The following is a 26863-nucleotide window of genomic DNA, read 5'->3' as shown; positions in this document are numbered from 1 at the left end:
CAGTGACTGATAGCCAACAACCCCTCTGGACGCCCTGCGCCGGACGCCGTACTGCCTCGCAGATGCAGGGCTTTATTAACTGGCTGGAGCGCACCAGTGGTCACGGGTTCAGCGACTACGATGACCTGCATTTATGGAGTACCCACGAACGCGAAGATTTCTGGCAGGCGATCTGGGATTACTGCGATGTGATTGCCAGCCATGAGGCCACGGCTGTGCTGAGCGATGGCGACAAAATGCCTGGCGCGCGCTGGTTTGAGGGCGCGCGGCTGAACTTCGCTGAAAACCTGCTGGCACCGGCGCAGAACCCCGCGTTCCGCCATAAAGCCGCACTGGTATTCCGCAACGAAGATCCGGCCCAGCGCCGCAGCCTTACCTACGCCGAACTCTATGCTCAGGTGGCGCAGCTGGCACAAGCCATGCGCGCAGCGGGTGTTGAAGCCGGTGACCGGGTGGCGGCCTTTATGCCCAATGTGCCGGAAACCGTGATTACCATGCTGGCGGCAGCGTCGATTGGCGTGTTGTTCTCCTCCTGTTCGCCGGACTTTGGCCTGCAGGGCGTGCTTGATCGTTTTGGCCAGATTCAGCCCAAGCTGCTGATCGCGACTCAGGGTTATTTATACGCCGGTAAAACCATCGACTGTGGTGAGCGCGTGGCTGCGATCCGCGATGCGCTGCAATTACCGCCGCAGCAGCTGATTTCGGTACCTTATCCGGGGCTGGCGCTGAGCAAACCTCAGGGCTCGGTCAGCTGGCAGGATTTTATTACCTCGTCGCAGCAGCAGTGGTCAGAGGATGATATTGAATTCGCCCAGCTGCCGTTCGATCAGCCGCTGTATATCCTCTACAGCTCCGGTACCACCGGCGTACCCAAGTGCATCGTGCATGGTGCGGGCGGTACGCTTTTGCAGCATCAGAAAGAGCTGCGTCTGCATACCGACGTACGCGCCGATGACGTGCTGTTTTACTTTACGACCTGCGGCTGGATGATGTGGAACTGGCTGGTTTCCGGCCTGGCCACCGGTGCCACGCTGGTGCTGTTCGACGGCTCGCCTTTTCACCCGGTGCCCGATGTCTTGTGGAATATGGCCGCTGAAGAAGGCATCACCATTTTCGGCACCAGCGCCAAATACCTGTCGGCGCTGGAGAAAGCCGGCATAAAACCGGCGCACCTACATCAGCAACAACATCTGCAGCAACATCAGCAAGGAAAGCCGCATAAAGTGCGCACCCTGCTCTCCACCGGTTCGCCGCTGGCGCATGAAAGCTTTGATTATGTGTACCGCGATATCGGCGCCGATATCGCGCTGTGCTCAATCTCCGGTGGTACCGACATCATCTCCTGCTTTGCGCTGGGTAACCCCTTGCTGCCGATTTATCGCGGTGAGTTACAGTGCGCTGGTTTAGGTATGGCAGTCGAAATCTGGGATGACGAAGGCCGCGCGCTGGCTCCGGGAGAAAAAGGCGAACTGGTGTGTACCAGGGCCTTTCCGTCGATGCCGGTTGGCTTCTGGAATGACCCCGACGGGCAGAAATATCACGATGCTTATTTCAGCCGCTATAGCGCACAAAAGCCTGATGGCGTCTGGGCTCATGGCGATTACGCCGAACGTGTCGCGCACCATGGCAAAGACAGCGGTGAAACCGCCGGGCTGGTTATTCACGGCCGCTCCGACGCGGTACTCAACCCCGGTGGTGTGCGCATAGGCACCGCCGAAATTTACCGTCAGGTAGAGCAGCTGGACGAGGTGCTGGAAAGTCTGGCCATTGGTCAGCCCTGGGCCGGTGATGTGCGCGTGGTGCTGTTTGTGGTGCTGAATAATGGCCAGACACTGGATGATGCGCTGCGCGATAAAATCCGCAGCCAGATCCGCAGTCACTGCACGCCGCGCCATGTGCCGGCGAAGATTATTCAGGTGGCAGAACTGCCGCGTACCATTAGTGGCAAGCTGGTGGAGCTGGCGGTGCGCAATGTGGTGCAGGGTTTGCCTGTTAAAAATACCGACGCCCTGAAAAACCCGGAAGCGCTGCAACACTTCCGCGATCTGGAGGAACTGCAACATGACTGACCACAGCGCACACCTGACTCTGGAATTATGCAAAGACGACAGCGGTGCCGAAAGCATCGCCCTGCTGACGCTGAACCGGCCGGATATTAAAAACGCCATTTCCGATGGCGAAGTGATCGACGCCATCGAACAGACGCTGGCCCAGGTTAATGACCGTCATGATATTAAAGTCGCGGTATTTACCGGTGCCGGTAAAGTATTCAGCGGCGGTGGCAATATCAAAGCGATGCAGCAGCGCAGTGGTATGTTTGCCGGCGATGCACAACAGCTGACCGCCAATTACAAAGCCTTTATTCAGCGTATTCCGCTGGCGTTTGCGCAGCTGGAAATTCCCATTATCGCCGCGGTCAATGGCCCGGCGGTGGGTGCCGGTAACGATATGGTGTGCATGTGCGATGTTGCCATTGCCAGCGAGCAGGCGACCTTTGCCGAAAGCTTTATCAAACTGGGGATTATTCCCGGCGATGGCGGCGCCTGGTTATTACCGCGCCGTATCGGTATGCAGCACGCGCTGGAAATGGCGCTCACCGGGCGCACATTTTCGGCCGACGAAGCACTGCGCATGGGACTGGTCAGCCGTGTGGTGCCACAGGCTCAGTTGCTGGGCAGTGCCCTTGGTCTGGCGCGGCAGATGGCCATTAACGACGCCCGCTGCCTGCGGGAAACCAAGCGCCTGTTTAATGCCGCCCGCAGCCAGACCTTAGAACAGGCGCTGGATGATGCTGCGCAGATTCAGGGACAGCTGCATCATGCACCGGGGTTTAAGCTTTGAGCCCGAAACCAATCGCCGAGACGGCTTTGCCCATGATTTCTTCGCGATAAAAAGTGCTGCCCTGATCCGCGCCCGCGGCTCCGGCCACCATCATCATCGGCAGCAGGTGCTCCTCGCGCGGATGCACCTGACGTGCGCCGGGGGCATCGCTCCAGTGATTGAGCGCTGCGGTGCGCTGGGTTTCGTCCTGTGCTGCGGCATCAATCAGCCAGTCATCAAAGGCTTTGGCGGCAGCAGCATCGGCGGCTGAGTCGGCAAAGAATGCACGCAGGTTGTGGTAGCTCAGACCACTGCCGATGATCAGCACGTTTTCATCGCGCAGTTGCGCCAGTACTTTTCCGGCAGCCTGATGCTCGGCCGGGTTCAGCCCTTTTTTCAGTGACATCGCCAATACCGGAATCTCTTCCTGCGGATAGGCGACCTTCAGCGGAATAAACACACCGTGATCCCAGAGTGCGTTGTTATCTACCGCCGCTCCGATACCGGCATCCTGCAGTAATTGCGCTGCCCGCTCCGCCAGTGCCGGAGCGCCCGAAGCCTGATAGCGGATCTCATAGGTATGCGGCGGGAAACCGTAATAGTCGTATTCCAGTTTCGGGTGTGAGCCACCGCAAAAGGTAAATACCGGCGCTTCCCAGTGGGCCGAAATCAGCAGAATGGCGCTGGGCGGTTGCGGCAGACGCGCAGGAATTGAACGCAGCATGGCGGCCATGTTATCCCACAGCTGCGGGTTGCCCGGCCATTCCATAAAAAAGCATGGGCCGCCGCCGTGGGGAATATAGAGACTCGGCTGGCGTTGGTTGGCTGACATATCAGTGCCCTCAGTGATCGCGGCGTGCGGGTACCCACAACATTAATACAAACGCCCATACCAATGCTGCAAATCCCCAGATAAAGGTGGATGACAAACTGGCCCCACCTTCAATGCCGAGTTTTGCCAGCCAGGGGCCGAGCAACTGGGTGAAGCCATAGAGTGCAATAAGCGCAGCGCTTAACCTTGGTCCCTGATGCGGGTGCAGGCTGCGCGCCAGACGCTGTGTCAGCAGCACCGCGCCTAAAAACGTACCACCGACCAGAATCGCACAGAGCCACAATCCCGCCGACTGCTGCGGTAATAGCAACAGCGCTCCGACCCCCGCCGCCTGAATGGCGTAGTTCCACAGCAGTGCGGTTTTATCACCGATAGCGGCACCCAGATGGTTCCACAGCCAGGTCGATGGCAGCGAGGTGATGGCAACCAACAGCCAGGCGCTGGGCACCAGCGTCAGTTGCCAGTCGGAGGCGACCGCCGGCAAAAAGGTCATCGGCAGAATGTAGCCTAACCCGGCACCAGCATAGGCCAGAAATAATGGCGTGCTGGCGCGATCCCAGAGTGCGGAATGATCGTCACCCTGCCCGGCCGGTGCATGGCCGGGTAAACGATGCAGATACCAGCTGCTCCACAACGCCAGCGGAATGGCGGCGATGGCCGCTGGCAGCCAGCGTTGCGGGCCGGCCAGCCAGGTGGCACTGAGTTCAACCAGTGCGCTGGAGCTGAGCAGGCCAATGCCCACCCCCAGATACATCAGACCACTGAGTTGCGCCTTCTGTTGCGTAACTAGCCACTCCAGCACCAGTGCTGGTGCCAGCACAAAGACCACACCGTTACCTATGCCGTTCAGCAGGCGCAGGGTGGCGAGGATTTCGTACTGGCTGACGAATACCTGCAGCAAAGTAATCAGTGCATTGCTGGTCAGCATCAGCGCCAGCGTAATACGGCCATGGCCACGCTGATAGAGAAACAGCGCCAGCATGGCGCCGCTTAAATAGCCGACGTAGTTCCAGGTGGCGAGGGATGCGGCCTGAGACAGTGTGATCAGGCCGTCATCAACCAACAGTGGCAGCAGCGGCGTGTACACAAAGCGGCCGAAGCCATGCACAACAATCAGCGATACCGCAGCGGCGATAATAGGCCACCAGTGGGAGGATGGCTGATGACTGGCAGTGGAATTCATACGCTGGCTCCGTTAATGAGTATGTGCATGATAGGGCTAACCACTGATAAGCCCAATCCGACTTAGGTTATGTCCGGAACAAGTCTGGTGAATGTAGGTTAAGCCTGCGGGTGCGCGTTTCCCGTCTGTTGCGGGCATATGCTAATATCCGCGGCCTTCTATCTAGCCGGTTTGATGCACCATGAATGCTGAAACAGATTCCTTAACCCGCCAGCTGGCGTACGGCGCTGAACAGATGCAGATTGCCCTGACGGCAGAGCAGCTGGGTGCGTTACGTGCCTATCTGGATCTGCTGCAGAAGTGGAACAAAGCCTACAACCTGACCGCCATCCGCGAACCGGAGCGTATGGTTGCACTGCATCTGCTCGACAGTCTGGCGGTGCATCCCTTTGTGCAGGAAGCGGACAATATTGCCGACGTCGGCACCGGGCCGGGGTTGCCGGGCATTGTGCTGGCGATTATGAACCCGCATAAAACCTTCACCCTGCTCGACAGTAACGGCAAGAAAACCCGTTTTCTGTTTCAGGCGCGCACCGCACTCGGGCTGGATAACGTGACCATAGTGAACGATCGGGTCGAGGCATATCATCCCCCCCGGCCTTTCGATATGATTGTCAGCCGCGCTTTTGCCTCGCTCGCCGATATGACCCACTGGTGTCAGCATCTGCGCGCTGAGCAGGGCTGCTTTCTGGCGATGAAAGGGCAATATCCACAGGATGAAATTGCCGCCATCGCCGACAAATTCCGCGTGGTGGCTTCCGATGCCATCAGCGTTCCCGGTGTGGAAGGCGAACGGCATCTGCTGCGCCTGCTGCCGGTTAATACCAACGATTGAAGGCGGATCGCCGTCAGGCACTGAAGGAAGCTGAGTTGTGAGCAAAGTTCTGGCAATTGCGAATCAGAAAGGTGGTGTCGGCAAAACCACGACCGCGGTGAATCTGGCCGCCTCGCTGGTGGCGACCAAACGCCGCGTGCTGCTGGTGGACCTCGATCCGCAGGGTAACGCCACCATGGGCAGTGGTATCGACAAGCACGATCTGGATGTCTCTTTATACGATGTGCTGACCGGCAAATGCCGCACCGCCGCCGCGATTCAGAAAACCGAAGCGACGGCCGGCTTTGATCTGCTGCCGGCCAATGGCGATTTAACCGCTGCCGAAGTGGAGCTGATGGATCTGCCACGGCGCGAAAGCCGCCTGCGTGAGTCGCTGGCTGAAATACGCCCGGATTACGACTACATCCTGATCGACTGCCCGCCGTCATTGAATATGCTGACGGTCAACGCGCTGGTGGCGGCTCAGGGAGTACTTATCCCGATGCAGTGCGAGTACTACGCGCTGGAAGGTCTGAGTGCTCTGATGCAGACCATTGAGTCGATCAAGGCGACTTCTAATCCGAAACTGGAAATCGAAGGTCTGCTGCGCACCATGTACGATCCGCGTAACAGCCTCACCGTTGATGTTTCGACCCAGTTGATCAGCCATTTCGGCGACCGGGTGTATGGCACTGTGATTCCGCGCAATGTGCGTCTGGCCGAAGCGCCAAGCCACGGCGTGCCGGTGCTGAGTTATGACAAATCCTCGCGTGGTGCGGTTGCTTATCTGGCCCTGGCCGGAGAAATGAACCGCCGCACCCGTCAGGCCGCGACGGCCTGAAAGCTGAATAAGGTTATCTGAACGCATGACAAAGAAAAAACGCGGCCTTGGCCGTGGCCTCGACGCCCTGCTGACCAGCTCGCGGGCGGCTGCCGTCGCCACTCAGCCGGACAACGCAGAGAACATTGAAAGCAACCTGCCGGCAGAAGCCGGTGAATTGCGTCACCTGCCGGTCGAGTGGATTCAGCCGGGCCAGTATCAGCCGCGCAAAGACATTCAGCCGGAAGCACTGGAAGAACTGGCGGCCTCTATTAAGGCGCAGGGTCTGATGCAGCCGATTGTGGTGCGTCCGCTGACCAGTGCCGACGATCGTTTTGAAATCATTGCCGGTGAGCGCCGCTGGCGCGCCTGCCAGCTGGCGCAGCTCGATACCGTTCCGGCTTTGATTCGTGACGTAGCCGACGATGCTGCCATTGCCATGGCGCTGATTGAGAATATTCAGCGTGAAAACCTGAATCCGATGGAAGAAGCGGCGGCTCTGCACCGCCTGCAGCACGAGTTTGAACTGACGCAGATGGAAGTCGCTGAAGCCGTAGGTAAAAACCGCGCCACCGTTGCCAACCTGCTGCGTCTGATGAACCTGAACGAAGACGTAAAGCGCCTGCTCGAACACGGCGATATCGAAATGGGCCATGCCCGCGCCTTGCTCGGCTTAAGTGGTGGCCAACAGAGCGAAGCCGCGGCGCAGGTTGTCAGCCGTACGCTGACTGTACGCCAGACCGAAGCGCTGGTGCGTCATCTGCAGGAAGGCAAAAGCGCAGATAAAACCGCCAGCAAACCCAACCCGGATATTCAGCGTCTGGAGCGTTTACTGGGCGATCGTCTGGGCGCCAAAGTCGCCATCAAGCACAGTGCCAAAGGCAAAGGCCAGCTGGTGATTAACTACACCAATCTGGATGAGCTGGACGGCATTCTGGCGCATATCAAGTAAGTTACTGCGCGGAGGCATTGCGGCTGTTCAGCAGCAGTGAATGCCTCACTCCCCCTTCTTCTAATACCGACCAGATCGCAGCTTTCTGACCCTGACTGAACATCAGCAGGCTCTCGTCACGGGCCAGTGACATATAGTTCATAAACATATCGGCGCTGCCGCAGGTTGAACTCGGGTGGGAGGGGTTCAGGCCGCCGTAATTACTGCTGCTCAGTGGTGTATCACTGATGCCGTCATCAACGTTACAGCTCTCCTGCTCACCGGCGATGTGTTTCAGCCCCAGCCAGTGGCCGACTTCGTGGGCGGTGGTTTTGCCCAGATGCAGCCCCTGCTCCAGTGGCGGTTCTGTGCCAAAAGCCAAGGTGGCGATAAGCACACCATCTTCTTCCGCCGGGTCGCCGGGCAGGCTGGCGCGTCCGGCCAGCCCAACTTTGCCATGGTGGTCGCGCATATCACTGACCCAGATATTGAGATAGCGCTCCCGTGGCCAGGGGTCTTTACCACCTAAAGCGCTGTAATGCAGATAGCGATAACCCCAGCGGTATTCCTCCGGTGCCAGCTCAATATTCTGCGTGGTGCGGGTAATGCCGGTGGTTGGTTGCCCCTGCGGGTCGGTCGTGGCCAGTTCAAAGCGGATCTGCATATCGGCGATAAATGGCTGAAACTCTGCCGGCACCTGGCTCAGGTCATCATTCTGGCGGTTGAATGCACGGTTCAGTGCGGCTATCTGCGAGTGAACTTTAGCGACGCTGATACGGCTGTCATCAGACGCGGGATGCTCCATGACATGAACCACCACCGGGATGGTCAGGCCGGCGACAGGCGTGTCGGGGTTTTCTGGCTGTGGCGTAGGGCTCTGGGATGAGTTATTGTCGCCGCCGCAGGCACTGAGCAGCGATAGCAGCAGTAAGAGGATTCCCTTCTTCATTGGTTGTTCCGGACAAAAGCAAAAGGGGCAGCCTATGCGTGTGAAGGGCGAATGCAAATGGCTATTGATAGAACTCTGTGTACCCTTCGGAGGCATAAACGTCAGGATGCCACGGGGCGTCTGAGAGTGGCGCTCAGGCAGCATTAAGTAAGTCATCACTTTCTTACGTAAGCCTGACAAATCCTGACGTTGGGACTCGCGCAGCTCAAACTGGCGCGGGATTCAGCCTTTGCCTGACCTGCATCATACCTATTGGTCGAATTATTCTCGTTTTGCCCCCCGGTTTCGGTTGAAGCTGAAGGGTCGAGCCAATATAATCACCGCGCCTTAAAATAGGCTGTTGCAGATTTTTGACCAATTGTGGGGCTAAGGATGACAGGCATACCGCGTCCTCCGGCCTACCGGATCGTGATTTTACAACTGATCCTGACGGTTCTGGCCGCATTGGTTGCCTGGTTGCATAGCGATGTAGCCGCCAAGTCGGCATTGTTGGGGGGCTTAACCTGCGCCCTGCCTAATGCGTACTTTGTCTGGCGTGCGTTCCGTTATAGCGGAGCCCGGTCTTCTGTACAGATCGTACAGTCGTTTTACCAGGGGGAATCCTGGAAATTTGTGCTGACGGCGCTGAGTTTTGCTGTGATTTTTCAGCGCGTCGAGCCTCTGAATGTTCTGGCACTGTTTGCTGCGTTCATAACAGTGCAGCTGGGCCATCTGGCCGCAGCAAAGATAGCTAATTTATAAACCTTTGGAATTGAGAGTGAACAATGGCTGGTAACTCCCAAGAGTATATCTCGCACCATTTAACCAATCTGACCTACGGCAAACTGCCTGCTGGTTATGTTCGTCATAATGCGGATGGTACTGAAACTGAACTGACTGAAGCGACCTGGACTATGGCTCACAGCGGCCAGGAAGCAGCAGATATGGGCTTTTCTGCGGTACACGTGGATTCCCTTGGCTGGTCTTTCGGTCTCGGCGCCATGCTGATGTTTTTGTTCTGGCGTGCTGCCAAAAAGGCCACCACTGCGGTGCCTACCGGCTTCCAGAACTTCGTGGAAATGATCGTCGAGTTTATCGACAACACCGTTAAAGAAGCATTCCATGGCAAAAATGCACTGGTTGCGCCTCTTTCCCTGACTATTTTTACCTGGGTCTTCATGATGAACTTCATGGATTTGATCCCGGTTGACGTGCTGCCAACCATTTTTGGTGCTTTGGGCGTTCACTACATGAAGGTTGTTCCTTCTACTGACGTGAATATCACCCTGGGTATGGCTCTGACTGTTTTTGCCATGATGATTTTCTACTCCATCAAGGTTAAAGGTATCGGCGGTTTTGTGGGCGAGCTGACGCTGCACCCATTCAATGCGAAAAACCCTGTTGTCCAGGCGCTGTTCATTCCGGTTAACTTCTTCCTGGAATCGATCGCACTGATCGCTAAGCCGATCTCTCTGGCACTGCGTTTGTTCGGTAACATGTATGCCGGTGAGATGATCTTCATCTTGATCGCGCTGATGTTCTCTGCTGGTGCTTTCCTCGGTCTGCTGGGCGGTGTCCTGCAGTGGGCCTGGGCTGTTTTCCACATTTTGGTGATCACACTGCAAGCGTTCATTTTCATGATGTTGACCATCGTGTATCTGAGCATGGCGCACGAAGATCATTAATTTTTTTAACCCTTAACTCACTAACTTAACTTCTATATTTGGAGATAACTATGGAACAAGGTCTGGTATTCCTGGCTGCGGCTCTGATGATCGGTCTGGGTGCTCTGGGCACAGCAATCGGTTTTGGTCTGCTGGGTGGTCGTCTGCTGGAAGGTACTGCTCGTCAGCCTGAACTGGGTCCAATGCTGCAAGGTAAAATGTTCCTGATCGCTGGTCTGTTGGACGCCGTGCCAATGATCGGTGTTGGTCTGGGTCTGTACCTGATGTTCGCTGCCTAAGGGTTCATGTAACAACGAACTTCCTTAATCAATGAACATGAGGGCTCTGGCGTGAACATTAACGCGACTCTGATCGGCCAGATCATCACTTTCGCTATCTTCGTGTGGTTCTGCATGAAGTTTGTATGGCCTCACCTGCTGGGTGCTATGCAAGAACGCGAAAAGAAAATTGCCGATGGTCTGGACGCAGCTAACCGTGCCGAACGTGACCTGGAACTGGCTCAAGAAAAAGCCGCTTCCCAGCTGCGTGAAAGTAAAGAAAAAGCTGCTGAAATCATCGAACAGGCTAACAAACGCGCTAACCAAATCGTCGACGAAGCTAAAGAAGCTGCTCGCGCCGAAGGTGAGCGTCTGGTAGCTGCTGCTCAAGCTGAAGTTGAGCAAGAGGTGAACCGCGCTAAAGAAGTTCTGCGCAAGCAGGTGTCTGAGCTGGCCGTGGCCGGTGCAGCCAAAATTCTTGGTAAGTCAGTTGATGCAGCCGCTCACTCTGAGCTGCTGAACCAATTAGCTGACGAGCTGTAAGCGAGGTTTCCATGGCTGAATTAACAACTCTCGCTCGGCCATACGCCAAAGCGGTGTTTGCTGAAGCAAGTGAGAAAGGTGCATTGGACGCCTGGTCTGCGGACCTGGCATTACTGGCAGCCTGTGTTGCCGATGCCGATATGGCAAAAGTACTGGTGCATCCGTCTCTGACTGCGCAACAGCAGGCACAGGCTTTAACCGACGTATGTGGCGACAAGCTGAATGAAGCAGCCAAAAACCTGGTAGCCGTTCTGGCGGAAAACAAGCGCCTGATGCTGGTGCCTGAAATCGCAGCTCTGTATGAAGAGCTGAAAGCCCAGTTGCAGAACACGGTTGACGTAGTCGTCACCTCCGCGTTCGAGCTGAGCAATGAGCAGGCCGATAAACTGGCACAGGCCCTTAAAGCCAAACTGCAGTGTGATGTACGTTTGACCAGCGAAGTCGATGAGTCTCTCATCGGTGGCGCCATCATTCGTGCCGGGGACTTGGTAATCGACGGCTCCGTAACCGGTAAGCTGTCAAAATTAGCCGAAGCGATGAAATCCTAGTTTGAGGGACGATGCATGCAGCAACTGAATCCATCTGAGATCAGTGAAGTCATCAAAAAACGCATCGAAAATCTCGATGTGACTTCACAAGCCCAGAACGAGGGCACCGTCGTATCTGTATCTGACGGTATCGTTCGTATTCACGGTCTGGCTGACGCCATGTACGGTGAAATGATTGAATTTGAAGGCGGCGTATACGGCCTGGCAATGAACCTGGAGCGTGACTCCGTTGGTGCCGTTGTTCTGGGCGAATACAAAGGTCTGGCTGAAGGTCAGACTGCCAAATGTACTGGCCGTATTCTGGAAGTACCAGTTGGTGAAGCCCTGCTGGGTCGCGTAGTCGACACTCTGGGTAACCCGATCGACGGTAAAGGTCCGATCGAAACCAACCTGACTGCTCCGATTGAACGTGTTGCGCCTGGCGTAATTGCACGTCAATCCGTTGATCAGCCAGTTGAAACTGGTTACAAAGCGGTTGACTCCATGGTGCCGGTAGGCCGTGGCCAGCGTGAGCTGATCATTGGTGACCGTCAGACTGGTAAAACTGCGATGGCTATCGACGCCATCATCAACCAGAAAGGCTCTGGTATTAAGTGTATCTACGTTGCTATCGGTCAGAAGCAATCTTCTATCGCTAACGTAGTACGCAAACTGGAAGAACACGGCGCGATGGAACACACCATCATCGTCGCGGCAGGCGCGTCAGACCCGGCAGCAATGCTGTTCCTGGCTCCTTACGCCGGTTGTGCGATGGGTGAATACTTCCTGGATCGTGGTGAAGACGCTCTGATCGTTTATGACGATCTGACCAAGCAAGCATGGGCATATCGTCAGATCTCCCTGCTGCTGAAGCGCCCACCAGGCCGTGAAGCTTACCCAGGTGACGTATTCTACCTGCACTCCCGTCTGCTGGAGCGCGCATGTCGCGTTAACCCAACTTACGTTGAGCGCATGACTAACGGTGAAGTGACAGGCAAAACCGGTTCTTTGACCGCTCTGCCAATCATTGAGACTCAGGGCGGTGACGTTTCGGCGTTCGTACCGACCAACGTGATCTCTATTACTGACGGTCAGATCTTCCTGGAAACCAACCTGTTCAACTCCGGTATCCGTCCGGCGATGAACGCGGGTATCTCTGTATCCCGTGTAGGTGGTGCTGCACAGACCAAGATCATCAAGAAACTGGGCGGTGGTATCCGTCTGGCTCTGGCTCAGTACCGTGAACTGGCGGCTTTCGCTCAGTTTGCATCGGACCTGGACGAAGCGACTCGCGAACAGTTGGAACACGGCCGTGCCGTTACCGAACTGATGAAGCAGAAGCAGTACGCGCCAATGTCCACCGCTGAGATGGGTCTGGTGATCTACGCTGCGACTGAAGGCTTCCTGAAAGACGTTGACGTGAACAAGATTCAAGCGTTTGAAGCTGCTCTGCTGAGCTACGCCAACAGCGTTTACGCTGAACTGATGGCGAAGATCAATGTGAAGGGCGACTACAACGATGAAATCGCCGCCGGTCTGAAAGAGTGTATTGAGAAATTCAAGAGCACTCAGACCTGGTAAGTCCGGTGCTGGCGGCCCGGCAACGGTAGCCGCCAGCTGGATTCACTCAACGTAGGGCAGCTAAATGGCAGTCGGAAAAGAGATTAAAGAGCAGATTACGAGTGTAAAAAGCACGCAGAAAATTACTTCAGCAATGGAAAAAGTTGCTGTAAGTAAGATGCGTCGCGCTCAGCTGCGCATGCAGGAGAGCCGTCCATACGCGGATAAAATCCGTGATGTGATTGGTCATCTGGCAAATGCGACATCTGAATATCGTCACCGTTATCTGCAAGACCGCGAAATCAAGCGTGTTGGTTATATCGTGGTGTCTTCCGACCGTGGCTTGTGTGGCGGCTTGAACAACAACCTGTTCAAGCGTGTTGCACAGCAGTCCAAAGAGTGGAAGAACAAAGGTGTGGAAGTTGACTTCTGCGCTATCGGCTCCAAAGCCGGTCTGTTCTTCAACAGCTTTGGCGGCAACGTAGTAGCCTCCCAGTCTCATCTGGGAGATGCTCCTGAGTTGGCGAGCCTGATCGGAGCGGTAAAAGTGATGCTGGACGCATTTGACAATGGTCAGATCGATCGTCTGTACATCATGCATAACCGTTTTGTGAACACCATGACCCAATCGCCAGAAGCGGTGCAGTTATTGCCCCTGAAGGCACAACAAGACGATTCACTGAAACACCATTGGGACTACATCTACGAGCCTGATGCCAAAGAGATCCTCGAAGGTCTGCTGGTACGCTACGTAGAATCTCAGGTGTATCAGGGTGTGATTGAAAACAACGCCTGTGAGCAGGCCGCGCGTATGCTGGCGATGAAAAACGCCACCGATAACGCTGGCGGCATGATCAAAGAGCTGAACTTGCTGTATAACAAAGCTCGTCAGGCAGCAATCACCCAGGAAATTTCAGAAATCGTTAGCGGTGCCGCGGCCGTTTAAGGCCCGGGAACACAGGTTTTAAGGTTAAGAGGAACCGAATATGAGCGGACGTATCGTACAGATCATCGGCGCCGTTATCGACGTGGAATTCCCACGCGACGTGGTGCCTAAGGTCTACGACGCCCTGACCGTAGATGGTACTGAGACAACCCTCGAAGTTCAGCAACAGCTGGGCGACGGCGTAGTTCGTACTATTGCGATGGGCTCGACAGAAGGTCTGAAACGTGGCCTTCCTGTAACAAACTCTGGCGCTCCAATCTCTGTACCTGTTGGTATCGAGACTCTGGGTCGCATCATGGACGTGCTCGGCCGTCCAATCGACGAATGTGGTCCTATCGGTGAGAAAGAAGTTGCTTCTATTCACCGTGCAGCACCAAGCTTCGACGAACAAGCAGCAAGCACCGACTTGCTGGAAACTGGTATCAAAGTAATCGACCTGGTTTGTCCATTCGCTAAGGGTGGTAAAGTTGGTCTGTTCGGTGGTGCCGGTGTTGGTAAGACCGTTAACATGATGGAACTGATCAACAACATCGCCAAGGCACACTCCGGTCTGTCTGTATTCGCTGGTGTTGGTGAGCGTACCCGTGAAGGTAACGACTTCTACTACGAAATGGCTGAATCCGGTGTTGTAAACCTGGACGACAAAGTCAAATCCAAAGTAGCAATGGTTTACGGTCAGATGAACGAGCCACCGGGTAACCGTCTGCGTGTAGCTCTGACTGGTCTGACCATGGCCGAAAAATTCCGTGACGAAGGTAAAGACGTACTGTTGTTCGTAGACAACATCTACCGTTACACCCTCGCGGGAACCGAGGTATCTGCACTGCTGGGTCGTATGCCTTCAGCGGTAGGTTACCAGCCAACTCTGGCAGAAGAGATGGGCGTTCTGCAGGAACGTATTACTTCTACCAAGACTGGTTCCATTACTTCGGTACAGGCCGTATACGTACCTGCGGATGACTTGACTGACCCAAGCCCGGCGACCACCTTCGCCCACCTGGACTCAACCGTAGTACTGTCTCGTGATATCGCTTCTAAAGGTATCTACCCTGCGATCGACCCACTGGATTCCACCTCCCGTCAGCTGGATCCACTGGTAATCGGTAACGAACACTACGACGTAGCTCGTGGCGTTCAGGGTGTTCTGCAGCGCTACAAAGAGCTGAAAGACATCATCGCGATTCTGGGTATGGACGAACTGTCCGACGAAGATAAGCAGCTGGTAGCCCGTGCACGTAAGATCGAGCGTTTCCTGTCTCAGCCATTCCACGTGGCCGAGATCTTTACTGGTGCGCCTGGTAAGTACGTGTCTCTGAAAGAAACCATCCGTGGTTTCCAGGGCATCCTCAATGGTGAATTCGATGACCTGCCAGAACAAGCGTTCTACATGGTTGGTACCATCGACGAAGCTATCGAGAAAGCCAAGAAAATGTAACTTGGGCGGGTCAGGGAGCGAGTAGTGTAGTCCGCTCCCCGGCCTCCTCAGTCTGAGGGAAAGATTATGGCGATTACCGTCCACTGCGATATCGTCAGCGCCGAAGAGAATCTGTTCTCTGGCCTGGTAGAGCGTGTTGTGGCGTCCGGTGTACTGGGTGATCTGGGTATTGAACCCGGCCACGCAGCGCTGCTGACCCCACTGAAACCAGGTCCGGTCCGTATTGTTAAGCAAAACGGCGAAGAAGAGATTGTTTACGTCTCTGGCGGTTATCTGGAAGTTCAGCCCAATACAGTAACCGTACTGGCTGATACGGCGGTGCGCGCAAGCGACATCGACGAAGCAGCTGCTCTGGAAGCTAAGAAACACGCTGAGCAGGCGATTGAGAATCAGGGTGCAGACTTTGATTACTCACGTGCACTGACTCAGTTGGCAGAAGCTGCGGCTCAGCTGCGTACTATCCAGCAGATCCGCGAAAAACTGGGCAAGCGTTAAGCTTCCCCTGTTTTCTGCAAAAGAAGCCCACTCTGCGGATATGCAGCGTGGGTTTTTTTATGTCTGCTGGAATACGCAGCGTGCTGCGTGCATAACTATGGCCAGCAGATCCGCGCAAAACCGGGCAAGCGTTAAGCTCTCAGTTTTCTGCAAAAGAAGCCCGCTCTGTGCAAGCAGCGCGGGTTTTTTTATGTCTGCTGGAATACGCAGCGTTCTGCGTGCATAACTATGGCCAGCAGATCCGCGCAAAACTGGGCAAGCGTTAAGCTCTCAGTTTTCTGCAAAAGAAGCCCGCTCTGTGCAAACAGTGCGGGTTTTTTTATGTCTGGATTTCTGCCGGAACGCAGCTTAGCTGCGGCCATAACAAGTCCAGCAGATCCGCGAAAAACCGGGCAAATGTTAGGCTTTCCCTGTTTTCTGAAAAATGCCCTGTGTTTTATATTCATTTAATTTTTAATTTCCCTGTGGCCGGAATTTCCGTTTTTCCGATCCATCTGTCATAAAAAATAAATTTATCAGCGTTATAATCACCGCCTTTTATTCGTCGCTAAGGAAAGGCAATGCTGACCCACCTTTGCAGATCCCTGCTGCTGTTTGCTGTATTCGCTCTGCCATTACAGGCTTCTGAAAATCCGGGGCCATTACATCTTTATGTTGGTGCCGGTTGGGGGACTGGTGATGGCTCGCACGACTGGGATTACAGTAACCAGAAAATCAGCACCACACATTACGATCAGGATATAAAAGATTTTAAGTTGGGAGTTCTGTTCTCCCCGGCAGTGCGGCTGGAGCTTGCCAAAACCCGGGTTGATATGGATGTCGGCAGATCACGGAATGATCTGAGCGGTATGGATCTGAATCTGTTTTTCAGCATCGGTAGTAAAACTGTGCGGCCTTACCTGATGATTGGTCTGGGTTCCTATGATTACGACGATACTGCATCTCTGGTGAAAGGAGATGATGACCTGAGCGGCACCGCCGTCAATATTGGCGTTGGTATCTTTGCTCCTCTGGCTGAGCATGTTGAGCTGGAAATTGGCTATCAGGAAAAACGCATTGAATGGCAGGAAATGGATTCGGTTACTAACGATGCGCGCTTAAATTTGTCGACTCGTATGAATTACTTCAATACCGGATTGCGCATTATTTTCTGATTGGTTTTAGTGAGTGGGGCGGAGTATGTACTCCGCCGCTTATCGCTCTTACTCTTCAAACAATCCCTTCACGGCAAACAGATCATCGTATTCTGCCTGTTGCTTCTGTGCTTTCGCCTGGAAGGTTTTCATCATATCGGTCGGGCGGAACATACCGGCCTGCCAGGTTGCCATATAGCGCAGGCTGTCTTCGACACTGTGGTCGCGGCTGTAATTCAGCATTTCTTTGCAACCGGTGACGGCCAGTGGAGAATTCTGGGCAATCTGGGCGGCAATGGTCATTACGCCATCCAGCATGGCCTGCTGGGATTCATACACCTCATTCACGAAGCCCAGAGCCTTGGCTTCCTGCGCACTGAATTTACGCCCGGTGTAGGCCAGTTCGCGTACCACACCCTGCGGCATCAGTTTTGGCAGACGCTGCAGGGTACCAACGTCGGCGGTCATACCCAGTTCGGTTTCTTTGATGGTGAAGTAGGCATCGGCGCTGCAATAGCGGGAATCGGCGGCGCAGACCATATCCAGCGCACCACCAATACAACCACCCTGAATGGCGGCCAGTACCGGCAAACGGATCTGCTCCAGTGAGCTTAAGGTGTCCTGCAGCTGCAGCACGACACGGCGCAGATTTTCGGCCATACGCCCCGCATCGCCACTCATTGGCACCGCTTTCGGATTGGTGAATACCCCCAGGTCCATGCCGGCCGAGAAGTGCTTGCCGGTCGAAGAAATCACAATCACCCGCGCATCGGTCTGGGCTTCAATAGCGCGCATGCATTGCGGCAGCTCCAGCCAGAAAGCCTGGTTCATGGAGTTCAGGGCGTCGGGGCGGCACAGCTGTACGTGGGCAATATGATTTTCGACACTGACGTTAAAGCTCTGGAATTCAGGCAGGGCACTCATGGCAGATCCTTATGGTTGTCTGATGGCAGTTGTTATTGATTATGTTGACGCCGTCAATATAGGGGGAGGCTGTGTGGCAGGTCAAATAAGCGGCTGACCCGGGTGTGGACTCGCATGGTAATCTTATTGTTCTTATGAATACTGCTGGGTCTGTGTATGCAGAAAATGAATTTATCCCGCGTCGACCTGAATCTCTTTGTGGTCTTGGATGTGATTTACCGTGAGGGCAATCTGACCCGCGCCAGCGAGCAGCTGAATCTGTCGCAACCGGCGGTCAGTCATGCTCTGGGACGTTTGCGGGAGCGCTTTGACGATCCGTTGTTTGAGCGGGCGGGCAAGGGGATGAGCCCGACGCCTTTGGCGAAAGCCATTATCGGTCGCGTGCGGGCGGCCCTGCAGGATCTGGAATCCACGTTAACCGAGGGGCTGGCCTTTGACCCGGCGCAGGCCAGCCGGGTATTTACCCTGGCCTCGCGTGATGTGATGGAGGCGACGGCACTGCCGCTGTTAATGGCCCGGCTGCAACAGCAGGCGCCGGGTATTCAGCTGCGCAGTGTGCGGCTGGCACGGCGTGATATGGAAAGCGCGTTATCATCCGGCCAGATCGATTTTGCCGCCGATGTGTTGCTGCCCGTTGGTGATGATATTGAGCATCAGGCGATTGGCGAAGAGCAGCTGGTTGTGGCAATGCGCAATGGGCATCCGCTACAGGGAAATACGTGGAATCTGGATAGCTACCTGAGTGCCCGTCATGTGCTGGTTTCCAGTCGTGCCGAAGGCCCGGGGGTGGAAGATTTTGCTCTGACGCGTTTGGGTAAGGTGCGGCAGGTCGCTTTGCGCTGCCAGAATTATTACGCCGCGATTCAGGTGATGCAGCAGACCGACCTGCTGCTGACATTGCCCGGCAGTTTTGCCAGAAGCATGGCCACCCGGCAGCCCGATTTCACCGTGTTGCCATTACCACTGCCTCTGGCACCGTTAGAGATGCATCTGTACTGGCACCGTAAGGCCAGCCGTGATCCGGCGGTTATGTGGCTGAAGGAGCAGATGGCCGGGCTGATGCCCGGCGCAGTATCGGGTTAGGGCAGGGTCAGTGTTGTGCTGTAGCTGCCGGTGGCGGCAGGAGAGCTGTTGCTGCCACTGACATACGCGGAAGCTGAGTCCAGATCTGCACTCAGAATCAGCTGGAGATTATCGGCGGTTGTTGTCAGGTTGCCGAGAGCTTCGGACTGGGAAATCAACTTCACGCTGCCGTTATCCCGTGCCAGTGCACTTTTCAGGTTGCCGTTCTGCTCTGTCAGAAAAAGCAGGCCAAGGCCGCTGCTGCTTCGGGTCTGAAGTTGCTGAATCAGCTCGCTGGCTGCCGGTGCCTCGCCGCATTCCTGTGTTCCGCTCAGCTCCAGCGTCTGTACCAGGCAGTACACCGGCTGATTCGGCTCATCAATGTTGACGCCATTGTATTGGATGGTGAGGGAGTGCTGGCCAAGGGGAGCGGTGCTGTCTGATATTTTAATGGCCGCAGTACTCTGACCACTGAAACGGGTCTCGCCAAAACCGGTTGTGTAACCCGCTAAAGCCTGTCCTGCCATTTTGCTGTTACTGGTCAGCGTAAAAAATTGCGACTCATTGTTGTTAGAGTTGCTGTACAGAGGTAAAGAGAAGGCGGCCGTTGTATCTGGCAAGGTTTGGAACGTGCTGCTGCCTGCGGCGCAGTTGGCAACTTCCAGTGTGCCGGCATTGTCGCGGATTACAAAGACACTTTTGCGGCGGATATGCCTGGTTTCCTGCTCGGTAGGGATGCGTGGTATCTGCGTGCGTACATAGTCACTGACCATCACCCAGGTGCCGGTCAGGTCGGTATTCAGCTCGGTACGTTCGCTGTAGGCGGACAGGTCATAGGTAGCCGCTGCTGCAGTGTTGCCCAGTGTCTGAGTCGCATTGACCTCTGTTGGCGGCTGATAACCGCAATCGGGGTCGGTCGGATCACCACCGTCACCGGGATCACCACCGTCGCCCGGATCACCGCCGTCGCCCGGATCACCGCCGTCGCCCGGATCACCGCCGTCGCCCGGATCACCGCCGTCGCCGCCGGGATTGTTGTTGTCGGGAGCAGAGCTGTGGCCGGAGTTGCCGTCGCCACCGCAGGCGGCCAGCAACAGCATCAGGGAGAAGGCGAGTAAATGGCGCAAAGCATTGTCCTTATCATTATTTTGTACAGAGCCTAATGTTGTACGCTGGTTCTGTAAATGCAGATCAGGATGCTTTGCCTGTTGTTTACGCGCCGGAGCAGCCTGCGCGCACTATGGCGGTCGGCTTACCAGCTTTTATACGGCAGGAATTTACCATTCAGGGTCAGCAGAACGCGGTCGCCTTTCGGATCTTCGATTTTGTCGACTTCCATAGAAAAATCGATGGCGCTCATGATGCCGTCGCCGAATTTCTCCTGAATCACCTCTTTCAGTGTTTCGCCGTAGACGCCGACAATTTCGTACAGCCGGTAAATCAGCGGATCGGTGGGAACGGCCTGATCCCAGATTTTGGTGGGATAAGCTGCGAGGGCATTGCTGATTTCGCTGCCCAGCCCCAGGTAGTCGCTGATCGCGGCGGCTTTATCGGCAGGGGCACTGTTCATACCCAAACAGGCTGAGGTCAGCCAGACCGGCGACATGCCCAGATCTTTGCCCATCTGCTCCCAGCTCAGACCCTTGCTGAGTTTGGCGGCGATGATGGTTTCCGTCATGGTGACTTTATCCATAAATAACTCCTGCTTCTGATTAAGGCGCCTGAGCGCATAAATGCTCTGCCTGGGTGCGTTTTCTGTCTTCAGACACCGGCAGAGGATGGTCAGCAGGGAGTTAGCAAGGCGGGTGCCATTCAGCCCAGATACTGCGGATAGAGGTGAGCGGCCGTTTCGGCCACGATGGCGTGGCGGCGGGCGAGGCGTTCATGGTCGCGGTCATAGCCACCGCCAATCACGGTCGCCACCGGAATATGGCGGCGCAGGCAGTGGCTGAGCACCAGCTCATCGCGCTGTTGTACGCCGGCCCAGCTGATATCCAGATGACCCAGCTCGTCTCCCTGCCAGACATCGGCGCCGGCATCGTACAGCACCAGGTCAGGCTGCTGCTCGTCCAGTAACCGCAGCAGGGTGTTTTCCACCACTTCCAGATAGGGCTGATCGCTCAGATGCTGATCCAGACCGATGTCCAGATCGCTGGCGGATTTGCGGAACGGGAAGTTCTTCTCGCAGTGAATCGAGCAGGTAAAAGCCCGTGGTTCACTGGCCAGTATGGCGGCGCTGCCATCGCCCTGATGCACATCCAGATCGAAGATCAGTATTTTGCTGACTTCACCCTGTGCCAGCAGCGTCATAGCACTGTAGGCCAGATCATTGAGCAGACAGAAACCGGAGCCAAAATCGCGGTGAGCATGGTGTGTCCCGCCAGCCAGATGACAGGCCATGCCGTGCTGCAGCGCCAGCCGGGCGGTCAGCAGGGTGCCGTTGGGCGCGGTCAGGGTGCGGTCGATTAAGCCCTGGCTCCAGGGCAGGCCGATACGGCGCCAGGCCTTCGGGTCCAGTGACTGATCACAGAGCATGGCCAGATACTCCGGGGTATGGGCGATGCTGAGGTCGCTGAGTGTTGCAGCTTCAGGGCGGAACAGGTTATTGCGGCCGATCAGTCCCTGTTGCCGGCAATAATCGTGCAGGCGCACAAACTTCGACATCACAAAACGGTGCTGTTCGGGAAAGGGGCAGGAGTAGTTGGGGTGGTATACCAGTGGCAGCACAGCGTTCAGTTAATGACCGGAAGATGCCCTATTGTGCCGCACAAACTCAATGAACTCATCTTCCGCCAGTGGCCGGCTGAACAGATAGCCCTGATATTCACAGCAGCCCCGGTTCTGCAGATATTCGCGCTGGGCTTCATGCTCGACCCCTTCCGCAATGATCTCCATGCCGAGGTTTTGTCCCATCTGGATGATGGAGTCGACAATCCGGGCAGGGCGCTGACTGTCCTCGATATCCATCACAAATGAGCGGTCGATTTTCAGTTTGTGCAGCGGCAGGTGCTGCAGGTAGCTGAGGGATGAATAACCGGTGCCGAAATCGTCCAGCGCAAAGGTAAAGCCAAGGCTGCTCAGGCGCTCCATTTTACTGCGGATAATCTCTTTATCGCCGAGGAAAATACTCTCGGTAATTTCCAGCTCCAGTTGTGCTGAGCAGAGAGAGTGGCTGTTGACCTGAGCAGTAACGTAATGCTCGAAGTTCTCGTCCATAAACTGCGCCGGGCTGATATTCACCGCGAGGCGGCGAAAGCTGTCGGGTAACCGGTTTTCCTGTCGCCAGCGTTTCAGAACACGGCAGCTTTCCGTCAGAATCCACTGCCCCAGCGGCAGAATCAGGCGGGTTTCTTCGGCGGCACGGATAAACACATCGGGGCTGACCGGGGTGCCGCGGTTATTCCAGCGGCACAGAACTTCGGCTCCGGTAATTTCACCGTGGTCGTTGAGTTGTGGCTGGAATACCAGGGTAAACGCCTGCTGCTGGATGGCCTGATGCAGGTCGTTATACAGATTCAGCTTATCCTGCGTTTCCTGCTGCATATTCTGGGTGTAGATACTGATGCCGCTGCGCCCCTGCGCCTTGGCATGGTACATCGCGGTATCGGACTGGCGGACCAGATCGGTTGCTTCATCCTGATCCGCAGGAAATACAGCAATACCGATACTGGCCGACAGATGGAAACAATGAATATCGATATTGAACGGTTGGCGGATCGCCGCCAGCAGCCGTTCGGCACAGTCGCTTCCATACTGCGCGGCAGCTTCCGGCGTGTCAGCCAGTTCATCAAGCAGCACCAGGAATTCATCGCCGCCCAGACGCGCGGTCAGGTCTTCATCGCGTACCAGTTGATTCAGACGCTCACCCATTTTCACCAATAATTTGTCGCCAACCGGGTGGCCCAGCGAGTCGTTGATGTTCTTGAAATGATCAAGGTCGATAAAAAGCACCGTGCCGAATTTGCCCACCCGGCGGGCATGGGCCATTTTTTTCTCAATATGCAGCAGGGCAAAGCGGCGGTTGGCGAGGCGGGTGAGGGAATCGAAATTGGCCTGATACTCAATCTGCTGCTGCTTGCGTTTAACCTCCGAGATGTCACGGATTAACCACAGCAGGCCGTTGACCAGTGGTTGCCCTTCCTCCCCCTGACTCAGTAGTGGCGTCATGCGCGACTCGATATAAAAGTCTTCGTGGCGGAACTCGGTTATTTCTATATCCTGCGATATCAGTGCCTGATCGCGGCTCTCGGTAACGCGCTCTGCTACCTGTGGCTGTAACCAGCAGGTGAAAGGCTTTCCGGTAAGGTCGGCATGCAGGGCTGGCAGCTGACTTTCGAGGCTGCCATAGCGGCCACGGATAATGCCGTCGTTATCGAGCAGAAAAGCCACATCCGGGAAGGCCCGGGTAAAGGCCTGATCACGCATATGCTGCTCACGGATCTGCTGCATGGAGTGTTGCAGGTGCAGGCTGAGATTGTTGAACGCGCCTTCCAGATGAGCAAATTCGGATGATGAGCCGGAATGAATGGTCTGGCCCAGCTGTCCGGCCTGCAGGGTACGGGTGAACTGCACCAGCCGGTACAGTGGGCGCAGTACCTGACGCTGCACGATGCGCTGCAGACCCAGTGTATAAAGCACCAGCAGCAGGATCAGCAGAGCAATACGCAGCCCGGTGCTTTGCAGCATCTGCTGGCGCTGGTCGCTGGCGTCGTAATGAGCAAACAGCCAGCCCTGCTGCTCTCCCCGCAGCTCGAGGGTGCGGAACTGAATAGGCTGCAGGCCATAGAAATGTCCGCCATCCTGAAAAAACTGAAACTGTTGCCGGTCCAGAGATAAATGCCTGCTGGCCAGATCAACTTCCAGAGGCCGGCGAATGTCTGCCCTGCGGGTTGATAGCAGAACCTGACCATCGACCAGCAGCAACAGATGGCCGACGTGTGGGCGGGTTGCCATCCGGCTGAGGGTCTGATCGCCGAGCGTCCATTCTCCATCCGCCAGTTGGTGCTGCAGGGTTAAACGCAGTCCGCCCAATTCGGCTTCCAGCTTGTTTGACCAGGTACTGCTGAACTGTTGGGTTAATGCCTGATAGAGGAAATAGCTGAGCAATAAGGCCGCAACGCCCAGTGCCAGGGCTGACCAGCTGAGCAGAATTTTGCGCAGAGAGCCGTATTTCCGGCGACGCTTATGATGTGGCTTGCGGCTCTCTGTCATGGTGACACCGGCAGAAAACGGGGGTCGGTAAACTGCTTAAGCTGCGGCGGGGCCGGCATCAGTTTCTGTTTCACCATCAGCTGAGCAAGGCCGTCCGCATTGCGGCTTAAAGGAGAGGGGGCGCCGCTGAGCAGGCGCCGGTTTTCTTCTGTATCCGGTAATTCCAGCCCATCAAACATGGCACTGATCTGCTCGTCCGGTAAACGCAGACGCTGGTTCATAATGGCAAATGAAGCCTGCGGAGAGGTTTGTATCAGCTGGCGGGCCTGCAGATAGCCATCAATCAGCTCCTGTATATGCTGTGTTTGCTGTTCCATCACCTCCCGGCGAATTGCCAGCACATCGACGATCTGACCCTTGATTGCGCTGCTGTCGAATAATACCCGGGCTCCGGCGCGGGCCAGTTCGCTGCTGAAGGGTTCGTAGGTGATCATGGCATCGATGCTGCCGTTCTGATAAGCCTTCAGCTGATCACTCAGGTTCATATGGCGGATACGCAGTGAGTTGTCCGGCAGTTCAGCAAAATCCATGGCACTTTTCAGCATCAGTGCCCCCACGGCAGTGGTTTCCAGCGCGATGGTTTTGCCACGCAGATCGCTCAGGGTGTGAATATCAGGACGAACCATCAGCATGTCGGCACCGGCAGAAATATTAAACACCAGCACCACGACCAGATCCTGCCCCTCCTGTACCAGTGCCAGCACTTCATCCAGTGTCAGTGCGCCGCCTTCCAGATGACCGAGGCGCAGGGCATCGATAACATCCGATGCTGAAGGCAGCTCCACCAGTTTGATGTGATGACTGTAGAGACCCTGCTCCCGCGCCAGATAAAGTGGTTCATAGCCGGGCCAGACGTTGGTGCCTACACGCAGCAGCGATCCCGGCGAGTCACAGCCACTGGTAGCTACCAATGGCAGGCAGAGCAGCAACCTTAAAATCCAACCCCGCACAGTAACTCCGGCTATTCGCTAACACTTTGTTAAGCCTAGCAGTTTACGGTTTTTCTGCTGCTGAATGTGTGGCTTTGGTGTGGTGACATTCCGACCATGGGCTAATAGTCCGGAGTGCTGAAATATGCTCCCCTGAAGGTTCAGCTGAAACAGGTGCAGGGTATGTCCAAAAATAACAACAAGAGCAGCAATGCGAAGGTAAAAACAGATGCTCCGGTGGCCAATGATGCCGGTTCGCGTTTTGAAAAAGTGTTCTATCGCTATCTGGCCTGGTTTCCGATTCTGGTACTGCCGATGATGGTGTGGGAAATGATGGGAACGGGGCAGTATGCGGTAGGCAGCATTGTTGCACTGATCCACGCCGTGTTGGTATTCCGCTTTGTACAGGTCATTAATTTGCCGGGAATCTTTAAGCGTCGTCGCCCAACAGACGCCTGAAAAACAGAGATGCCTGAAAAACAGGGGACGCCTGAAACAAAACAGGCAGAAAGCGGATAACGCTTTCTGCCTGTTGTTTTTCCGCCTGCTTTATTTCAGGTGCCAGTGATTACTGGCGGATACCTTCGATAAACAGACCGATTTCAACCGTTGTGGAGGCTGGCCCCAGGTTGTAATCGATACCGTAGTCAGACAGCTTCAGCGTGGTTTTACCTTCAAAACCAGCGCGGTAGCCGCCCCATGGGTCTTTACCTTCACCAATCATTTTCACCGGAAAACTGATCGACTTGGTTACGCCGTGCAGAGTGAAATCGCCGGTCAGAACGCCTTCGCCAGCGCCGGTGGATTTAAAGCCGGTGCTCTTGAATGTGGACTGTGGAAATTTGCTGACGTCGAGGAAGTCAGAACCTTTCAGGTGCTTGTCACGTTCAGCATGATTGGAATCCAGGCTGGTGGTATCAATTGTTACTTCAATGGCTGACTTCTCCGGTGCCTTGGCATCGTATTCAAACTGGCCATCAAAGGTATTGAAACGACCCAGCAGCCAGCTGTAACCCAGATGCTGGATCTTGAACTGGATAAAGGCGTGGGCGCCCTGAGTATCAATTTTATAGGTCGCTGCCTGGGACAGTGACGGCATCAGCAATGCGGCGCTCAGGCCGGCAGCAAGCATCAGTTTTTTCATCGTTCGCTCCTTGGGTTTTTAAAGCGGTTTGTCATTAATAAGTTGTTCTGCGGGGGAGCTTAAGCACCGGGTTTAAGCATCCGCACCAGTGTTTTGTCTTTATCCAGCCAGTGGTGTTTGATAGCAGCTACGGCATGCAATCCGGCCAGCATCATTATGCTCCAGGCCAGCGCCCAGTGAATGACACCGGCGACATCTTCCTGATTGGCGTGTGTCAGGGTGGCGGGTAGCTCAAACAAGCCAAACACCTCGATGGCACGGCCATCGGCGGTGGAAATCAGATAGCCGCTGGCGAACAGTGCCAGCATCAGCAGGTACAGCAGAATGTGCGTCAGATGCGCGACTTTATGTTCCCAGACTTTATTGCCCAGTGGCTGCGGTTGCGGGTTACGCAACTTCCAGATAAGACGTAACAGCCACGCCAGTGCCAGCATGACGCCGGCACTTTTGTGCAGATCCAGCGAGCCGCGGTACCAGGCGTCGTAATAGGTCAGCTCTACCATATACAGCCCCAGGCCAAACAACCCGAAAACGGCCAGCGCCATCAGCCAGTGGAAGGCAATGCTGACCCAGCCGTAAGCAGAGGTGGTGTTGCGTATCATAAAACCTGACCCTGAAGTGCCCTTGAGAATTGATCTCGATAAGAACTCACCATAGCGACTTTAGTTCAGCAAAAAAACACGC

General features: G+C 55.4%; 29 protein-coding genes. 17 read left to right on the top strand and 12 right to left on the bottom strand.

Going from position 1 to position 26863, the window contains the following annotated elements; translation table 11 throughout:
* The first annotated feature begins 2 nt into the window (after positions 1-2).
* Both HUF18_RS04325 and HUF18_RS04320 read left to right on the top strand, forming a co-directional pair.
* Entirely contained in the window at positions 3-2069 is a 2067-nt protein-coding gene (locus HUF18_RS04325) for an acetoacetate--CoA ligase (protein WP_225691258.1), read from the top strand.
* Positions 2062-2841 (top strand): enoyl-CoA hydratase-related protein, encoded by a 780-nt coding sequence (locus tag HUF18_RS04320; protein WP_225691257.1) that lies wholly within the window; start codon positions 2062-2064, stop codon positions 2839-2841. Before HUF18_RS04325 ends, HUF18_RS04320 begins: the two co-directional genes overlap by 8 nt.
* Here HUF18_RS04320 and HUF18_RS04315 read toward each other — a convergent pair.
* Both HUF18_RS04315 and HUF18_RS04310 read right to left on the bottom strand, forming a co-directional pair.
* Entirely contained in the window at positions 2831-3652 is an 822-nt protein-coding gene (locus HUF18_RS04315; RefSeq protein WP_225691256.1) for a DODA-type extradiol aromatic ring-opening family dioxygenase, read from the bottom strand. The genes HUF18_RS04320 and HUF18_RS04315 overlap by 11 nt on opposite strands.
* 10 nt (positions 3653-3662) lie before the next feature.
* Positions 3663-4835, bottom strand: a complete 1173-nt coding sequence (locus tag HUF18_RS04310) for a YbfB/YjiJ family MFS transporter (protein WP_225691255.1) — start codon at positions 4833-4835, stop codon at positions 3663-3665.
* A gap of 181 nt (positions 4836-5016) precedes the next feature.
* On the opposite strand from HUF18_RS04310, the gene rsmG reads away from it, so the two are divergent.
* The 3 genes from rsmG to HUF18_RS04295 are packed head-to-tail and all read left to right on the top strand — an operon-like array spanning position 5017 to position 7421.
* A complete protein-coding gene (gene rsmG / locus HUF18_RS04305) occupies positions 5017-5670 on the top strand; it encodes a 16S rRNA (guanine(527)-N(7))-methyltransferase RsmG (protein ID WP_225691254.1) in 654 nt (217 codons plus the stop codon).
* Positions 5671-5707: 37 nt separating this feature from the next.
* Positions 5708-6490: a ParA family protein gene (locus tag HUF18_RS04300; protein WP_145467395.1), complete on the top strand. Its 783-nt coding sequence runs from the start codon at positions 5708-5710 to the stop codon at positions 6488-6490.
* A gap of 25 nt (positions 6491-6515) precedes the next feature.
* Positions 6516-7421: a ParB/RepB/Spo0J family partition protein gene (locus tag HUF18_RS04295; RefSeq protein WP_225691253.1), complete on the top strand. Its 906-nt coding sequence runs from the start codon at positions 6516-6518 to the stop codon at positions 7419-7421.
* Position 7422: 1 nt separating this feature from the next.
* Here the strand turns inward: HUF18_RS04295 and HUF18_RS04290 are convergent, their stop codons facing one another.
* On the bottom strand, positions 7423-8349 hold the full coding sequence (locus tag HUF18_RS04290; protein WP_225691252.1) for a M43 family zinc metalloprotease: 927 nt from the start codon (positions 8347-8349) through the stop codon (positions 7423-7425).
* A gap of 372 nt (positions 8350-8721) precedes the next feature.
* Here HUF18_RS04290 and HUF18_RS04285 point away from each other — a divergent pair, with 372 nt between their 5' ends.
* The 9 genes from HUF18_RS04285 to HUF18_RS04245 all read left to right on the top strand — a co-directional run bounded on the left by HUF18_RS04285 (position 8722) and on the right by HUF18_RS04245 (position 15776).
* Positions 8722-9090, top strand: a complete 369-nt coding sequence (locus HUF18_RS04285; RefSeq protein WP_145467405.1) for a F0F1 ATP synthase subunit I — start codon at positions 8722-8724, stop codon at positions 9088-9090.
* 23 nt (positions 9091-9113) lie between these two features.
* Positions 9114-10013 (top strand): F0F1 ATP synthase subunit A, encoded by a 900-nt coding sequence (gene atpB / locus HUF18_RS04280; RefSeq protein WP_145467407.1) that lies wholly within the window; start codon positions 9114-9116, stop codon positions 10011-10013.
* A 50-nt stretch (positions 10014-10063) separates the two neighbouring features.
* Entirely contained in the window at positions 10064-10291 is a 228-nt protein-coding gene (gene atpE, locus HUF18_RS04275) for a F0F1 ATP synthase subunit C (RefSeq protein WP_015488783.1), read from the top strand.
* 51 nt (positions 10292-10342) lie between these two features.
* A complete protein-coding gene (locus HUF18_RS04270) occupies positions 10343-10813 on the top strand; it encodes a F0F1 ATP synthase subunit B (RefSeq protein ID WP_145467409.1) in 471 nt (156 codons plus the stop codon).
* Between the two features lie 11 nt (positions 10814-10824).
* Positions 10825-11361: a F0F1 ATP synthase subunit delta gene (locus tag HUF18_RS04265; RefSeq protein WP_145467411.1), complete on the top strand. Its 537-nt coding sequence runs from the start codon at positions 10825-10827 to the stop codon at positions 11359-11361.
* A gap of 15 nt (positions 11362-11376) precedes the next feature.
* A complete protein-coding gene (gene atpA / locus HUF18_RS04260) occupies positions 11377-12921 on the top strand; it encodes a F0F1 ATP synthase subunit alpha (protein ID WP_145467413.1) in 1545 nt (514 codons plus the stop codon).
* A 64-nt stretch (positions 12922-12985) separates the two neighbouring features.
* Positions 12986-13846 (top strand): F0F1 ATP synthase subunit gamma, encoded by an 861-nt coding sequence (gene atpG / locus HUF18_RS04255; protein ID WP_225691250.1) that lies wholly within the window; start codon positions 12986-12988, stop codon positions 13844-13846.
* Between the two features lie 40 nt (positions 13847-13886).
* The gene (atpD, locus tag HUF18_RS04250; RefSeq protein ID WP_145467417.1) at positions 13887-15281 is read left to right on the top strand and encodes a F0F1 ATP synthase subunit beta; all 1395 of its coding nucleotides are present in this window, start codon (positions 13887-13889) and stop codon (positions 15279-15281) included.
* A 66-nt stretch (positions 15282-15347) separates the two neighbouring features.
* Positions 15348-15776, top strand: coding sequence for a F0F1 ATP synthase subunit epsilon (locus HUF18_RS04245; RefSeq protein ID WP_145467419.1), 429 nt, complete (start codon positions 15348-15350; stop codon positions 15774-15776).
* A 188-nt stretch (positions 15777-15964) separates the two neighbouring features.
* Here HUF18_RS04245 and HUF18_RS04240 read toward each other — a convergent pair whose 3' ends face one another.
* Entirely contained in the window at positions 15965-16138 is a 174-nt protein-coding gene (locus HUF18_RS04240) for a hypothetical protein (protein WP_225691249.1), read from the bottom strand.
* A gap of 198 nt (positions 16139-16336) precedes the next feature.
* On the opposite strand from HUF18_RS04240, the gene HUF18_RS04235 reads away from it, so the two are divergent.
* Positions 16337-16930 carry an outer membrane beta-barrel protein gene (locus HUF18_RS04235; RefSeq protein WP_225691248.1) on the top strand — a complete coding sequence of 198 codons (594 nt, stop codon included), beginning with the start codon at positions 16337-16339 and terminating at the stop codon, positions 16928-16930.
* Between the two features lie 48 nt (positions 16931-16978).
* Here the strand turns inward: HUF18_RS04235 and HUF18_RS04230 are convergent, their stop codons facing one another.
* The gene (locus HUF18_RS04230; protein WP_225691247.1) at positions 16979-17833 is read right to left on the bottom strand and encodes a crotonase/enoyl-CoA hydratase family protein; all 855 of its coding nucleotides are present in this window, start codon (positions 17831-17833) and stop codon (positions 16979-16981) included.
* A gap of 156 nt (positions 17834-17989) precedes the next feature.
* Between HUF18_RS04230 and HUF18_RS04225 the strand changes: the two genes are divergently transcribed.
* A complete protein-coding gene (locus tag HUF18_RS04225; protein ID WP_225691246.1) occupies positions 17990-18916 on the top strand; it encodes a LysR family transcriptional regulator in 927 nt (308 codons plus the stop codon).
* Here the strand turns inward: HUF18_RS04225 and HUF18_RS04220 are convergent.
* From HUF18_RS04220 to HUF18_RS04200, 5 genes are all read right to left on the bottom strand, one after another.
* Positions 18913-20022, bottom strand: a complete 1110-nt coding sequence (locus tag HUF18_RS04220) for a hypothetical protein (protein WP_225691245.1) — start codon at positions 20020-20022, stop codon at positions 18913-18915. The genes HUF18_RS04225 and HUF18_RS04220 overlap by 4 nt on opposite strands.
* Positions 20023-20147: 125 nt before the next feature.
* Positions 20148-20588 carry a cyanase gene (gene cynS, locus HUF18_RS04215; protein ID WP_145467426.1) on the bottom strand — a complete coding sequence of 147 codons (441 nt, stop codon included), beginning with the start codon at positions 20586-20588 and terminating at the stop codon, positions 20148-20150.
* A gap of 119 nt (positions 20589-20707) precedes the next feature.
* Positions 20708-21622, bottom strand: a complete 915-nt coding sequence (locus tag HUF18_RS04210; protein ID WP_225691244.1) for a histone deacetylase family protein — start codon at positions 21620-21622, stop codon at positions 20708-20710.
* Between the two features lie 9 nt (positions 21623-21631).
* The gene (locus HUF18_RS04205; RefSeq protein ID WP_225691243.1) at positions 21632-24106 is read right to left on the bottom strand and encodes an EAL domain-containing protein; all 2475 of its coding nucleotides are present in this window, start codon (positions 24104-24106) and stop codon (positions 21632-21634) included.
* Positions 24103-25056, bottom strand: coding sequence for an ABC transporter substrate-binding protein (locus HUF18_RS04200; RefSeq protein ID WP_225691242.1), 954 nt, complete (start codon positions 25054-25056; stop codon positions 24103-24105). The genes HUF18_RS04205 and HUF18_RS04200 overlap by 4 nt, the downstream gene beginning before the upstream one ends.
* Positions 25057-25218: 162 nt before the next feature.
* Between HUF18_RS04200 and HUF18_RS04195 the strand changes: the two genes are divergently transcribed.
* On the top strand, positions 25219-25494 hold the full coding sequence (locus tag HUF18_RS04195) for a hypothetical protein (RefSeq protein ID WP_145467432.1): 276 nt from the start codon (positions 25219-25221) through the stop codon (positions 25492-25494).
* Between the two features lie 109 nt (positions 25495-25603).
* On the opposite strand, the gene HUF18_RS04190 is transcribed toward HUF18_RS04195, so the two are convergent.
* Both HUF18_RS04190 and HUF18_RS04185 read right to left on the bottom strand, forming a co-directional pair.
* Positions 25604-26179 carry a YceI family protein gene (locus tag HUF18_RS04190; RefSeq protein ID WP_145467434.1) on the bottom strand — a complete coding sequence of 192 codons (576 nt, stop codon included), beginning with the start codon at positions 26177-26179 and terminating at the stop codon, positions 25604-25606.
* Between the two features lie 59 nt (positions 26180-26238).
* The gene (locus HUF18_RS04185; RefSeq protein ID WP_145467436.1) at positions 26239-26781 is read right to left on the bottom strand and encodes a cytochrome b; all 543 of its coding nucleotides are present in this window, start codon (positions 26779-26781) and stop codon (positions 26239-26241) included.
* Between the last annotated feature and the right edge of the window lie 82 nt (positions 26782-26863).

The sequence above is a fragment of the Thalassolituus sp. ST750PaO-4 genome, assembly GCF_020320405.1.
Lineage (GTDB): Bacteria > Pseudomonadota > Gammaproteobacteria > Pseudomonadales > Oceanobacteraceae > Venatoribacter > Venatoribacter alkanivorans.
Note: the sequence above shows the minus strand (reverse complement) of the source record. Positions and strands in the feature narration are given on the sequence as shown.